Annotated in this window: 12 protein-coding genes; 11 read left to right on the top strand and 1 reads right to left on the bottom strand. The window is 29.3% G+C overall.

The window, feature by feature from the left end:
* Positions 1–32: 32 nt before the first annotated feature.
* The gene (locus H8891_RS11725; RefSeq protein WP_187006591.1) at positions 33–1,367 is read left to right on the top strand and encodes an NCS2 family permease; all 1,335 of its coding nucleotides are present in this window, start codon (positions 33–35) and stop codon (positions 1,365–1,367) included.
* 78 nt (positions 1,368–1,445) lie between these two features.
* Here H8891_RS11725 and rbr read toward each other — a convergent pair whose 3' ends face one another.
* The gene (gene rbr, locus H8891_RS11730; protein WP_187006592.1) at positions 1,446–2,027 is read right to left on the bottom strand and encodes a rubrerythrin; all 582 of its coding nucleotides are present in this window, start codon (positions 2,025–2,027) and stop codon (positions 1,446–1,448) included.
* 218 nt (positions 2,028–2,245) lie between these two features.
* Here rbr and H8891_RS11735 point away from each other — a divergent pair, with 218 nt between their 5' ends.
* The 10 genes from H8891_RS11735 to H8891_RS11775 all read left to right on the top strand — a co-directional run bounded on the left by H8891_RS11735 (position 2,246) and on the right by H8891_RS11775 (position 13,888).
* Positions 2,246–2,605 carry a hypothetical protein gene (locus H8891_RS11735; RefSeq protein WP_147547353.1) on the top strand — a complete coding sequence of 120 codons (360 nt, stop codon included), beginning with the start codon at positions 2,246–2,248 and terminating at the stop codon, positions 2,603–2,605.
* A gap of 75 nt (positions 2,606–2,680) precedes the next feature.
* Positions 2,681–2,812, top strand: coding sequence for a hypothetical protein (locus H8891_RS15520; protein ID WP_276510627.1), 132 nt, complete (start codon positions 2,681–2,683; stop codon positions 2,810–2,812).
* A gap of 235 nt (positions 2,813–3,047) precedes the next feature.
* Positions 3,048–3,524 (top strand): 5-(carboxyamino)imidazole ribonucleotide mutase, encoded by a 477-nt coding sequence (purE, locus tag H8891_RS11740; protein WP_187006593.1) that lies wholly within the window; start codon positions 3,048–3,050, stop codon positions 3,522–3,524.
* A gap of 5 nt (positions 3,525–3,529) precedes the next feature.
* A complete protein-coding gene (gene purC / locus H8891_RS11745) occupies positions 3,530–4,225 on the top strand; it encodes a phosphoribosylaminoimidazolesuccinocarboxamide synthase (protein ID WP_187006594.1) in 696 nt (231 codons plus the stop codon).
* A 16-nt stretch (positions 4,226–4,241) separates the two neighbouring features.
* Positions 4,242–5,612, top strand: a complete 1,371-nt coding sequence (gene purF, locus H8891_RS11750; protein ID WP_187006595.1) for an amidophosphoribosyltransferase — start codon at positions 4,242–4,244, stop codon at positions 5,610–5,612.
* The gene (gene purM, locus H8891_RS11755; protein ID WP_187006596.1) at positions 5,606–6,634 is read left to right on the top strand and encodes a phosphoribosylformylglycinamidine cyclo-ligase; all 1,029 of its coding nucleotides are present in this window, start codon (positions 5,606–5,608) and stop codon (positions 6,632–6,634) included. The genes purF and purM overlap by 7 nt, the downstream gene beginning before the upstream one ends.
* The gene (gene purN, locus H8891_RS11760; protein WP_187006597.1) at positions 6,628–7,221 is read left to right on the top strand and encodes a phosphoribosylglycinamide formyltransferase; all 594 of its coding nucleotides are present in this window, start codon (positions 6,628–6,630) and stop codon (positions 7,219–7,221) included. The genes purM and purN overlap by 7 nt, the downstream gene beginning before the upstream one ends.
* Entirely contained in the window at positions 7,214–8,746 is a 1,533-nt protein-coding gene (gene purH / locus H8891_RS11765; protein ID WP_187006598.1) for a bifunctional phosphoribosylaminoimidazolecarboxamide formyltransferase/IMP cyclohydrolase, read from the top strand. Before purN ends, purH begins: the two co-directional genes overlap by 8 nt.
* An 11-nt stretch (positions 8,747–8,757) precedes the next feature.
* Positions 8,758–10,011: a phosphoribosylamine--glycine ligase gene (gene purD / locus H8891_RS11770; protein ID WP_187006599.1), complete on the top strand. Its 1,254-nt coding sequence runs from the start codon at positions 8,758–8,760 to the stop codon at positions 10,009–10,011.
* A gap of 61 nt (positions 10,012–10,072) precedes the next feature.
* Positions 10,073–13,888 carry a phosphoribosylformylglycinamidine synthase gene (locus H8891_RS11775; protein WP_187006631.1) on the top strand — a complete coding sequence of 1,272 codons (3,816 nt, stop codon included), beginning with the start codon at positions 10,073–10,075 and terminating at the stop codon, positions 13,886–13,888.
* Positions 13,889–13,952 lie beyond the last annotated feature (64 nt).

Consider the following 13,952-nt stretch of genomic DNA (forward strand, 5'->3'; position numbering starts at 1 on the left):
TAATTATATTTTATAAAAATAGGAGGAAGGATATGCAGATAGCACAAACTTCAAAGGGAAATAAATCTATTTTAGATAGGATTTTTAAGTTAAGCGAACATAATACAACTGTTAAGACTGAAATTATAGCAGGAATAACAACATTTATGACAATGGCTTATATATTAGTAGTAAATCCTAGTGTATTAGGGGATGCTGGGATGAACAAAGATGCTGTATTTGCTGCAACTGCTATAGCAGCATTTATAGGAAGTTCTGTAATGGGACTATTAGCAAATTACCCAATAGCACTTGCGCCAGGTATGGGATTAAATGCATTCTTTGCATATACAGTAGTTTTACAAATGGGTTATAGCTGGCAATTTGCTTTATGTGCAGTTTTAATAGAAGGTTTAATATTTATATTATTAACAGTAACTAATGTAAGAGAAAAAATAATTGACTGTATACCGAAAGTTTTAAAGCATGCAGTTACAGCAGGTATAGGATTATTTATAGCTTTTATAGGATTAGTAAATGCAGGAATAGTTGAAGGTGGAGGTGCTATATTACAATTAGGTAATATGCAAAGTCCAACGGTTTTATTATCTATAGCAGGTTTAGTAATAGCAGCTGTATTACTTTCTAAAAATGTTAAAGGTACATTTTTACTAGCTATGGTAGTTACTACTGCAATAGGAATTGTTGCTGGATTAGTTCAATTACCTTCAGCTATAGTTTCATCAGTACCATCTTTAAAACCAGTATTTTTACAAGCATTTTCAGTTCCAGTTAATCAAATATTTAGTTTAGATATGATAGTAGTAGTATTTACATTCTTATTTGTAGATTTATTTGATACGGTAGGGTGCTTAGTAGGAGTAGCATCTAAAGGAAACATGTTAGATGAAAATGGTAAATTACCAAAAGCTAAGCAGGCATTATTCGCAGATGCTATAGCAACTACAACAGGATCATTACTTGGAACTTCAACTGTTACAGCTTATGTTGAAAGTGCTTCAGGTATAGGAGAAGGTGGAAGAACTGGATTAACTGCAATAACAACAGGCTTATTATTTTTACTTTCATTATTCTTTGCTCCGATATTTACTGCAATACCAGCACAAGCAACTGCTCCAGTACTTATATTAGTTGGAGTTATGATGGCAAGTTCATTACTTGAAATAGATTTTAGCGATTTTACTAATGCAATACCAGCATTTTTAACATTTGCAATGATGCCTTTAGCATATAGTATAGCAGATGGTATTATATTTGGAATAATATCATTTACAATATTAAAGTTAGCTACAGGAAAGAAAAAAGAAGTTAATTTATCATTAATATTACTTTCGATAATGTTTATACTAAAGTTTATATTATTATAATATAATATTTAAAAAATAAAATAAAAAAAGGTTAAATACACATTTTAATATGTATTTAACCTTTTTTTATACTTAGTTTTAGAAGTTGTCTGCTCTTACTTCATAGTATCCTTGTGGGTGTTTACAAGCTGGACATACTTGTGGAGCTTCATTTCCTACATGAACATATCCACATACTGTACATATCCATTCTTGTGGTTCAGATTTTTCAAATACTGTTTTTTCTTCTATATTTTTAGCTAATCTTAAAAATCTATCTCTATGATGAGCTTCTATTCCATGTATATGAGTGAAAGAAGCTGCTATTTCTTCAAATCCTTCTTCTCTAGCTTCAGCAGCGAATTTTAAGTAAAGGGTATCTTCTTCATCTTCTCCTTTTGCTGCAAATTTTAAGTTTTCTAAAGTGCTAGCCATTCCTACACCATATGATCCAGTTACTTGAACATCTTCTCCAGTAAAATCATTTAATAAGTATCTAAAAAATATTTTAGCATGCATTTCTTCATTATGAGCAGTTTCATCAAATACATCACCTATTTGAACAAATCCTTCTTTTCTAGCTATTTTAGCATAGAATTGATATTTGTTTTTAGCTTGTGATTCTCCTGCAAATGCATTCATTAAATTTTGTGCTGTTTTAGTTCCTTTTAAAGATTTCATCTTTAATTCATCTCCTAAGTATAAATTATAAATTTTAATTATTTTATATAGATACCACATAAAATTAAATTAAAACAATTTAATTAGATTTCTTATATTTTCGTAATTTTAAGAATTAGTGAAAAATAAAATTATTTTATTAAGCTGTTACTGAATGAAAATTAGTTAACTTGTGAACTATATTAGATAGTAAATTTTTCATAATATGGAGGTAACCTATGAAATTATATAGTGTTTTAGTAACTAGTATATTTCTTTCAGGATTTTTAATTATAGGTTGTGCTAGTAGTTCAGACAGTGATAAAAATTATAATAAAGAAAATTTAAAAGAAACATCAATTAATAATGTAGATAAGAAACTAAGCAAAAAAGAGGCCAGTGATTTAGTAAAAAAATATTTAGAAGATAAAAATTCTTATATACCCAATTTCATAGAAGTAGATAATGTTGATGGAGATAAATATATTGTTCATGCTTATGATGTTATAACAAATAAAGAGGAGAGTCATATAGCTACAAGTGGGTGGTTTGAGGTTAATATGTATACTGGAGAAATAGTTGATATAATGAATCAGTAATGTTTTTAAAATGTAGAAAAATATAGATGTTAGGAATATAATAATATATATAATATATTTTAATAGGGTGATAATATGAACACAAATCTTAAAAAGAAATTCTTGTTTTGGGGAATTGATTTTTCATATGCTATTGTATTTGGATTAATAATAGGTGTAGATTTTGGGTTTGATGTAAGTAAAAGGTTGAATAAGTTTTTAGGATAATATAATGATTTTATAAAAGTCACATACTTGCTATAAATATCTTTGATAGCAAGTATGTGACTTTTTTTATTTAATTTATAAGATTAAAAACTTATATAAAAAACTCGAACAAAAAATAAATATATGGTTGATAAAATACGTATAATAAGATACCATTTAAATATAAGGTTCGTTATATAATACGTATGTTTAAAATTATAAAAAACATTAAGTATGTAAAAATAGGAGGATTATGATGAAAATAGCAGTAGTTATGGGTTCAAAGTCAGATTATCCAAAGTTAGAAAAAGGAATTGAGCTTTTAGAAAAGTTCGGAATAGAAGTTTCAGCACGAGCATTGTCAGCTCATAGAACTCCAAATCAATTAATGAATTTTTTAAAAGAAATAGAAAATGACACAGATGTAATAATAGCAGCTGCAGGAAAAGCAGCACATTTACCAGGAGTAATAGCATCACATACTTTAATACCGGTTATAGGGTTACCAATAAAGTCATCTACAATGGATGGTTTAGATTCACTTCTTTCAATAGTTCAAATGCCACAAGGAATACCTGTAGCTACTGTAACTATAGATTCTGGAGTAAATGCAGCATTAATGGCTGCTCAGATAATGAGTATTAAATATCCAGTAATTAAAGAGCAATTAAAGAACTATAGAAAAGAGATGGAATTAAAAGTATTAGAAGATGATCAAAATTTAAGGGGGTAATCAAAATGTTATTATATGAAGGAAAAGCAAAACAAATATTTAGTACAGAAAATCAAAATGAATACCTAGTTTACTACAAAGATGATGCAACAGCATTTAATGGTGAAAAAAAAGCTTCAATAAATTTAAAGGGGATACTAAACAATAAAATATGCACAGCTATGTTTGAAATGTTAGAAAAAGAAGGTATAGAGACTCATTTTATAAAAGGTGTTTCGGACAGAGAAATGATAGTTAAAAAAGTTGAGATACTACCACTTGAAGTAATCGTAAGAAATATAACAGCAGGTTCATTTTGTAAAAGATATGGAATAGAAGAAGGTATAGTTTTAGATGAACCAATATTTGAACTTTCATATAAAAACGATGATTATGGAGATCCAATGCTAAATGATGATCATGCAGTAGCCATGAAGCTTGCAACTAGAGAAGAATTAACATTTTTAAGAGAAGAAACTTTAAAAATAAATGAAATAATGAAGAAATTTTTCTTAAATATGAACTTTAAGTTAGTAGATTTTAAATTAGAATTTGGAAAAGATGTAAATGGGAATATAATATTAGCTGATGAAATATCTCCAGATACTTGTAGACTTTGGGATGTAGATACAAATGAGAAATTTGATAAAGATAGATTTAGAAGAGATTTGGGAGATTTAGTAGAAGGATACACAGAAGTTCTTTCTAGAATAGAAAATTAATCAGGGGGATATTTAAATGTGCGGTGTAGTAGGAATATGCTCGAATAAAGATATATCAAAAGAACTGTATTACTCATTATACTCTATACAGCATAGAGGGCAAGAAAGTTGCGGTATATCAGTTTTAAATGGAAACCAAATAAATTTTAAAAAGGATATGGGCCTTGTAGGAGATGTTTTTAAATCTAGCGAGTTAGAAAAACTAAAAGGAAATATAGGAATAGGGCATGTAAGATATTCTACAGCTGGGGGAAGTAGCTTATCTAATTGTCAACCATTAGTGGGAAGATGTAGAAAGAGACAATTATCTATAGCACACAATGGAAACCTTGTTAATGCAAATTATTTAAGAAATATGTTAGAAGAAGAAGGATATATGCTTCAATCAGATTCAGATACAGAGGCTATACTTTGCATACTAGCGAGATATTATAAAGGGGATATAGTTGAAAGTTTAAAAATAACTATGGACTATATAAAGGGTGCTTATTCATTAGTTATAGCGAGCAGTGAAAATGAACTTGTAGCGGTTAGGGATCCTCATGGATTTAGACCATTATTATTAGGGAAAAAAGATGATACATATATAGTAGCATCTGAAAACTGTGCAATTAATATATTAGGAGGCGAAGTTCTAAGAGATATTGAGCCTGGAGAAATTATTGTGATAAAAGATAACAAACTAAAATCATATCACTATAGAGAAAATTATAAGCCGATAAAAGCAAGTTGTATATTTGAACATATATACTTTGCTAGAAATGATGCAACTATAGACAATGTTAATGCATATGAGTTTAGAGTAAAGTGTGGAGAAATTTTAGCTCAAGATGAAAATATAAATGCAGATATAGTAGTTCCTGTACCTGACTCTGGATGGGCCGGGGCCATAGGATATTCAAATGCTAGTAAAATTAAACTTACAGAAGGGCTTGTTAAAAATAGATATGTGGGAAGAACATTTATAAAGCCAACTCAAGAAGAACGAGAAATAGGAGTAAAGATAAAATTAAATCCATTAATGAATGTAGTAAAAGATAAGTCAATTGTTTTAGTAGATGATTCAGTAGTGAGGGGTACAACTTCAAGACAAATTGTTAAATCATTAAGAGATGCGGGAGCTAAAGAAATACATTTAAGAATAACTTCTCCCGAAGTAACTCACTCTTGTTACTATGGAATAGATACTCCACATCGTTCTAACTTAATAGCTTCAAAATATGATTTAGAAGAAATAAGAAATTATATAGGGTGCGACACACTTAAATTTTTAAGTATAGAAGGAACTTTAGAAGCAACAGAAAATAAATCAACCTTCTGTAAGGCATGTTTTGATGGAAAATATCCAGTTGAAAAAATTGATGAGGGGGAACTTGTATCATGTTAACTTATAGAGATTCAGGTGTAGATATAGACGAAGGAAATAGAGCTGTTGACCTTATAAAAAATAAAATAAAAGGAACTTATGACAATAATGTTATAGGTGACTTAGGAAATTTTAGTGGATTATACAGCTTAAAAGACTTTATGAATATGGAAGAACCAGTACTTCTTTCATCGACTGATGGAGTTGGAACTAAACTGAAACTAGCTCAGATGCTAAATATTCATAATACAGTAGGTATAGACTTAGTAGCAATGTGTGTTAATGACCTTATATGTCAAGGTGCTAAGCCATTATTTTTCTTAGATTATATAGCTACAGGTAAGCTAGTTCCTGAAAAAATAGATGATATAGTTTCTGGAATAGTTGAAGGATGCAGACAAGCAGGATGTGCACTTATAGGTGGAGAAACGGCTGAAATGCCTGGAATGTATTCAAAAGAAGATTATGATTTAGCTGGTTTTTCAGTTGGGATAGCAGATAAAAATAAAATAATAAGTGGGCAAAATGTTAAAGCAGGAGATACTTTAATAGGAATAGCATCAAGTGGAATACACAGCAATGGATATTCATTTATAAGAAAAATTTTCTTAGAAGAATATAAATATGAATTAAATCAGTATATAGAAGAATTAGAAATGACATTAGGAGAAGCACTTCTTGTACCAACTACGATATACGTGAAACTTGTTATGAATTTAATAAAAAAATATGACTTAAAAGCAATAGCACATATAACAGGTGGAGGAGTTATAGAAAATATACCTAGAGTAATACCAAAAGGTCTTGGAATAGATATAAATAAAAATTCTTGGGAAAAGCCGGCTATATTCAAAATGATAGAGAAATTTAATTCTATAGATGAAATAGAACTACACAAAAGTTTTAATATGGGAATTGGACTTGTAATAGTTGTAGATTCAGATAAATCAGAAGAGATAACTAAATTTATAAATGAAGGAGAAGAAAAAGCTTTTATAATTGGTGAAGTTGTAGATAGCCATGAAGGAGTAAATCTATGCTAAACATTGCAGTTTTAATATCCGGAGGAGGAAGCAACTTACAAAGCATTATAGATGGTTGTAAAAGTGGATATATAAATGGAAAAGTCAAGCTTGTTATATCCAATAAAGATGGAGCTTATGGTCTAGAAAGGGCTAAAAAACACAATATAAAAGCTATAGTTGAGAAAAATGAAGATGAAGTTATTAAATTATTAAAGAGCGAAAAAATTGATTTAATAGTTCTTGCTGGATACTTAAAAATTATGAGTCCAAACTTTGTAAAAACTTTTAAAAATAAAATTATAAATATTCATCCATCATTAATACCAGCTTTCTGTGGAGAAGGGTATTACGGGAAACGAGTTCATAAAGCTGTTATAGATTATGGAGCAAAATTAAGTGGTGCTACTGTACATTTTGTAGATGAAGGTGCAGATACAGGTCCTATAATAATTCAAGAAAGTGTAGAAGTTAAGTATGATGATACACCAGAAACCTTAGCATCAAGGGTACTAGATGTAGAACACAAAATTCTTAAAAAAAGTGTAAAACTATATTGTGAAAATAAATTAACTGTTAATGGAAGGGGAGTAATTATAAATGACTAAAAGAGCATTAATAAGTGTAACTGATAAAACTGGGGTAGTAGATTTTGCTAAAAATTTAAATGATTTAGGATATGAAATAATATCAACAGGAAATACATTTAAAACGCTTAAGGAAAAAGGATGCAAAGTTATACAAATAGATGAAGTTACAAACTTTCCAGAAATACTTGACGGAAGAGTTAAAACATTAAATCCATATATACATGGAGGAATACTTTATAAAAGAGATAATGAAGAACATGTTAAAACAGTTAAAGAACATAAAATAGAAGCAATAGATTTAGTTGTTGTTAACTTATATGATTTTGAAGGTAATTTAAAAAATAATAAAGAACATGATGTAATGATAGAAAACATAGACATAGGTGGACCATCAATGATAAGATCTGCGGCTAAAAATTATAAAGATGTTTTAGTAGTAGTTGATGTTAAAGATTATGATTTTATAATAGAGAGCTTAAGAAATGGAGAAATATCATTAGAGGATAGAAAAAAATTAGCATATAAAGCATTTGCAACCACAGCAAGATATGATACTTTAATATCTAATTACTTTAGAGGAGAATTAGATGATAAATTTCCAGAATATCTAACTATGACTTTCCAAAAGGAAGATAGCTTAAGATATGGTGAAAATCCCCATCAAGAAGCAGTACTTTATGCTCAGTCTAATGCTAAAAATCCAATATTAAACTATGAACAATTAAATGGAAAAGAACTTTCATTTAATAATATAAATGATTTACATGGATGCTTAGAAATAATGAGAGAATTTAAAGATAGTAAAAATGTAGTTTGTGTAGCCGTAAAACATACTAATCCATGTGGAGTTGGAATTGCAAATAATAGCTTTAATGCTTATAAAAAATGTTATGAGGCTGACAAGGTTTCAATATTTGGAGGAATTGTAGGATTTACTTCAACTGTAGATGAGGAAACTGCTAAAAAATTAAATGAAATATTTTTAGAAATAGTAGTAGCTTACGACTTTACAGAAGAAGCCCTTGTAGTTTTAAAACAAAAGAAAAACTTAAGAGTATTAAAGCTTTCAAATATAGAAGATAGTCTTCAAAGATTTGATTTAAAATACTTAGATGGAAAATTATTAGTTCAAGACAGAGATGAAAAATTAGTTAATGAATATAAAAATGTTACAGTAAATGAAGCTGATGAAAGAATGAAAAAAGATATGGAATTTGGAATGAAAATAGTTAAAAATATGAAATCAAATGCTATAGCTATAGTCAAAGATGGGCAAACATTAGCACTTGGATGTGGTCAAACATCTAGAATATGGGCATTAAAAAATGCTTTAGAAAATAATAAAGATAAAGATTTTAAAGGAGCAGTACTAGCATCGGATGCATTTTTCCCATTTGATGACTGTGTAACTTTAGCTAGTGAGTACGGTATAAAAGGTATAGTTCAACCTGGAGGATCTATAAAAGACCAAGACTCAATAGATGCTTGCAACAAAAATGATATGGTAATGGTGTTTACAGGAATAAGACACTTCAAACACTAGGAGGGAAATATATGAGAGTTTTAGTTGTAGGTTCAGGAGGAAGAGAACATGCTATATGTTATAAGTTAAGTCAAGAAAATAAAGTTGAAAAAATTTATTGTGCACCTGGGAATGCTGGAATTAGTAAAATTGCTAAATGTATAGATATAAAAGATGATGATATAAAAAAACTTCTAGGCTTTGCTAAAGAAAATGAAATTGATTTAACTATAGTAGGCCCTGAAGTTCCATTGGTAGAAGGCATAGTTGATGAATTTGAAAAAGAAAATTTAAAGATATTTGGACCTAATAAGGAATGTTCAAGACTTGAAGGGAGCAAAGCTTTTTCAAAAGAATTTATGATAAAACACAACATTCCAACTGCAAAATATAAAGAATATACACAAATTGATAAAGCTATAAAAGATATTGATTTATTTGGATATCCAGTAGTTATAAAGGCTGATGGGTTAGCAGCTGGAAAAGGTGTAATAATAGCACAAAACCATGAAGAAGCAGTAAGTGCTTTAGAAGATATGATGAGTGATAAAAAATTTGGAAGTGCTGGAGAAAAAATAGTAGTTGAAGAATTTTTAAAAGGAGTAGAAACTTCTATACTTGCTTTCGTTGATAATAACACAATTGTTCCAATGGAAAGTGCAAAAGACCATAAGAAAGTATATAACAATGAAGAGGGGCCAAATACTGGAGGAATGGGAACATTCTCTCCAAGTAATATATATGATGATGAGTTATCAACGATAGTAAAAGAAGAAGTTTTAGATAAAACATTAAAAGGGTTTAAAGCAGAAAACTTAAATTATAAGGGAATATTATTTATCGGTCTTATGATAACAGAAGATGGGCCTAAGGTTCTTGAGTATAATGTTAGATTTGGAGATCCGGAAACACAATCAGTACTTTTAAGATTAGAAACAGATTTAATTGAGATAATAGAATCTATTTTAGATAATAAACTAGATGAAGTTAAAATAAAATATGATGAAAAACATGCAGTATGTGTAATGCTAACTTCAGGTGGATATCCTGAAAACTATGAAAAAGAAAAAGTAATAAAAGGACTTGAAGATTTAGATGAAGATATAGTTGTTTTTCACAGTGGGACAAAAATATTAGATGGCCAATTAGTTACTAATGGAGGTAGGGTTATTGGTATAGCAACAAAAGGAAATTCCCTTGAGGAAGCAAGTAAAAAAGTTTACTCAAATATTGAAAAATTAAATTTTGAAGGAATGCATTACAGAACGGATATAGGAATTTTATAAGAAACTATTACTTATATAATGAGAGACTAAACCAATTCATTTAATGGGGGTAAATACTATGATGTCTATCACTAACTTAGCATCTTCTGTAAGAAGAATATTAGTTGAGAAAAAGCAAGGATTTGACTTGGAAGCCAAGCATCTAAAATTTGATTTAGAAGAAAGTTTGAATATATATACAATAGAAAATTTAAGAATTTTAAATAGATATGATATAGAAAAAATAGAAGATGAAGTATATGAAAAAGCAATAAATACTGTATTTTCAGAGCCTAATACAGATGATGTATATAAAGAGTATGTAGAATTAAGCAAAGAAGATAGAGTATTTGCTATAGAATATTTACCTGGCCAATATGACCAAAGAGGTGATTGGGCATCTCAATGTATACAAATTATTAACGAAGGAATAAGACCTATTATAAATACAGCAAAAGTTGTAATTCTTACAGGAAACATAACTGATGAACAATTTAAGAAAATAAAATCTTATTGTATAAATCCTGTAGATAGTAGAGAGGCAAGGATAGAAAAGCCAGAAACTTTAGAAGTTGATACTGAAATACCAACATCAGTAGATATATTAGAAGAATTTATAAATCTAGATGAAAATGGATTAAAAGATTTAATGAAGGCTTTAGGACTTGCAATGACTTTTGACGATTTACTCCATGTACAAAAATATTTTAAGCAAATAGAAAATAGAAATCCTACAATAACAGAAATAAAAGTTTTAGATACTTATTGGTCAGATCATTGTAGACATACTACCTTCATGACAAAAATAGAGGATATAGTTATAGAAGAAAGTAAATATACAAATGTAGTAAAAGAGGCTTACGATCTTTATTTACAATCAAGAAAAAATGTTTATGGTGAAACAAATAGAGATGTTTGCTTAATGGATATAGCAACAATAGCTATGAAAGAATTAAGAAAGATAGGAAAATTAGAAGACTTAGATGTAAGTGAAGAAATAAATGCTTGTAGTATAAATGTTGATGTTGAAATAGATGGGAAAAAAGAAGAATATTTAGTAATGTTTAAAAATGAAACACATAACCATCCAACAGAAATAGAGCCATTTGGAGGAGCTGCAACTTGTTTAGGAGGAGCTATAAGAGATCCACTTTCAGGTAGAAGTTATGTGTATCAAGCAATGAGAGTTACAGGAAGTGCTGACCCTAGAACTTCCTTAGAAGATACATTAGAAGGAAAGTTAATGCAAAAGAAAATAACTACGCAAGCTGCTAATGGATATAGTTCATATGGAAATCAGATAGGACTTTCTACAGGTCAAGTTGCAGAAGTATATGATGATGATTTTGTGGCTAAAAGGATGGAGATAGGAGCAGTGATATCAGCGGCTCCAAAAGAAAATGTAATAAGAGAAACTCCAGAAAGTGGAGATGTAGTTATATTACTTGGAGGAAAGACTGGCAGAGATGGATGTGGGGGAGCAACGGGTTCTTCAAAAGAGCATAGTGAAGAATCTTTATTTACTTGTAGCGCTGAGGTACAAAAAGGTGATGCACCAAATGAAAGAAAGATACAAAGATTTTTTAGAAATAAAGAAGTAGCTCAAATGATAAAAAGATGTAATGATTTTGGAGCTGGTGGGGTTTGTGTAGCTATTGGTGAAATAGCAGAAAGTATAGACATAAACCTAGATGTTATTCCTAAAAAATATGAAGGATTAGATGGAACAGAGTTAGCTATATCAGAATCTCAAGAACGTATGGCTGTAGTTATAAAAAAAGAAAATATAGAAAAGTTTATAAATATGGCAAGAGAAGAAAATTTAGAGGCTACTTATGTTGCTGATGTAACTGATAGTAAAAGAGTTAGAATGTTCTGGAATGGAAAAACTATAGTAGATATGTCTAGAGACTTTATAGAAACTAATGGAGTTAAACAAACTACTAAGGTTAGAGTTAAAGCTATAGATGATATAAAAATAAATAATAAAGTAAAAGAAAAGAAATTTGAAGTAGTAGTAGATAAAGAAATAAGTTTAAAAGATAAGTTTATAGAAACTATGACAGATTTAAATGTTTGCTCACAAAAAGGACTGGTTGAAAAGTTTGATAATACAATCGGAGGAAATACAGTGTTATTACCATTTGGAGGTAAATATCAAGCTACCCCAACCCAAGGAATGGTGGCAAAAATTCCTGTTCTTAATGGAGAAACAGACACATCTACTATAATGACATATGGATATAATCCAAAGATAGGAAAATATAGTCCATTTCATGGAGCTTTATATGCAGTAGTTGAATCTGTGTGTAAAGTTGTGGCTATTGGGGGTAACTTTAGCTCTATAAGACTTACTCTTCAAGAGTATTTTGAAAAATTGGGGATAAGTGAAGTAAAATGGGGCAAACCGTTTTCAGCACTACTTGGAGCGTACTATGCGCAAAACAAACTTGAAATACCTGCAATAGGTGGGAAAGACAGTATGTCTGGTACTTTTAAAGATATAGATGTGCCACCTACACTAGTATCTTTTGCTGTTGATACTGTGGATGCAAAACAGGTCTTATCCCCAGAATTTAAAAATTCTAATTCTACAGTGATAATGTTATCAACAAAAGTACTTGAAAATAAAGTGATTGATTTTGAAGAATTAAAGAAAAATTTATCTAAAGTAACTGAACTTATAAAAGATGAAAAAGTAAGTTCAGCTTATTCAATGGGCTACGGTGGAGTATGTGAAGCAATATGCAAAATGAGTTTTGGAAATAAAATAGGATTTAGGTTTAATGAATCTATTGAAATAGATGAAAGTATATTATTTGGGGCATCTTATGGCAATATAATCCTGGAATTAAAAGATGATACTAAAGAAGTTTTAGAGTCATTAAAAGGATACAATTATAAGATATTGGGAAATACAGTACAAGAAGAATCTATATTTATAGAAAATGAAAAAATAGATATAGATTTTATATACAATAAGTATTGTGAAGTTTTAGAACCAATATTTCCAACAAAAGTTGAGCCGATTAAAGAAAAGATAGAAACTATAAGCTTTATAACAGATACTAAAGACTGTAAGTCAGGAATAAGTTTGGCTTCGCCAAAGGTATTTATACCAACTTTTCCAGGAACAAATTGTGAATATGATTCAGCTAGAATATTTGAGAAAGCTGGAGCAAAAACTTCTATAAAGGTATTTAAAAACTTAACTGATAAAGATATAGAAAGCTCTATAGATTCTATGGTAGAAGAAATAAAATCTTCACAAATAATAATGTTACCTGGAGGATTCAGTGCAGGAGATGAGCCTGACGGCTCAGGAAAATTTATAGCTACAGTATTTAGGAATCCTAAAATAGCTGAAGCAGTTAACGAATTTTTAACTAAAAAAGATGGATTAATGCTAGGGATATGTAATGGATTCCAGGCACTTATAAAATTAGGATTAGTTCCTTATGGTAAAATAATGGATATAGATGAAAATTGCCCTACACTTACTTATAATAAAATAGGGAGACATCAAGCAAAAATGGTTAAAACAAGAATTTCATCTAATAAATCTCCTTGGCTGTATGGTACAGAAGTTGGGGATATTCATAGTATAGCAGTTTCTCATGGTGAAGGAAGATTTGTAGCAGATGAAAAAACTTTAAAACAATTGATAGCTAATGGGCAAATAGCTACTCAATATGTGGATTTAGAAGGAAATGCAACTTATGATATAAATTTTAATCCAAATGGATCTACTTTCGCAGTAGAAGGTATAACAAGCATTGATGGAAGAATTCTTGGGAAAATGGGTCACTCAGAAAGAATTGGAAATCAAGTTGTTAAAAATATTATAGGAGAAAAAGATCAAAAAATATTTGAATCTGGAGTTAAATATTTTAAATAATAAAAAAGGACTATCTCAAGTAGCTTGAAATAGTCCTTTTTTATTATAAATTAATTTATATAAA

It is taken from the genome of Paeniclostridium hominis (assembly GCF_014306135.1).
GTDB lineage: Bacteria > Bacillota > Clostridia > Peptostreptococcales > Peptostreptococcaceae > Paraclostridium > Paraclostridium hominis.

Coding starts and splice junctions, on each gene's coding strand:
- H8891_RS11725 (WP_187006591.1), top strand. CDS start 33: ATGCAGATAGCACAAACTTCAAAGGGAAATAAATCTATTTTAGATAGG.
- H8891_RS11775 (WP_187006631.1), top strand. CDS start 10,073: ATGTCTATCACTAACTTAGCATCTTCTGTAAGAAGAATATTAGTTGAG.
- purF (WP_187006595.1), top strand. CDS start 4,242: ATGTGCGGTGTAGTAGGAATATGCTCGAATAAAGATATATCAAAAGAA.
- purE (WP_187006593.1), top strand. CDS start 3,048: ATGAAAATAGCAGTAGTTATGGGTTCAAAGTCAGATTATCCAAAGTTA.
- H8891_RS15520 (WP_276510627.1), top strand. CDS start 2,681: ATGAACACAAATCTTAAAAAGAAATTCTTGTTTTGGGGAATTGATTTT.
- purN (WP_187006597.1), top strand. CDS start 6,628: ATGCTAAACATTGCAGTTTTAATATCCGGAGGAGGAAGCAACTTACAA.
- H8891_RS11735 (WP_147547353.1), top strand. CDS start 2,246: ATGAAATTATATAGTGTTTTAGTAACTAGTATATTTCTTTCAGGATTT.
- purC (WP_187006594.1), top strand. CDS start 3,530: ATGTTATTATATGAAGGAAAAGCAAAACAAATATTTAGTACAGAAAAT.
- purH (WP_187006598.1), top strand. CDS start 7,214: ATGACTAAAAGAGCATTAATAAGTGTAACTGATAAAACTGGGGTAGTA.
- purM (WP_187006596.1), top strand. CDS start 5,606: ATGTTAACTTATAGAGATTCAGGTGTAGATATAGACGAAGGAAATAGA.
- rbr (WP_187006592.1), bottom strand. CDS start 2,027: ATGAAATCTTTAAAAGGAACTAAAACAGCACAAAATTTAATGAATGCA.
- purD (WP_187006599.1), top strand. CDS start 8,758: ATGAGAGTTTTAGTTGTAGGTTCAGGAGGAAGAGAACATGCTATATGT.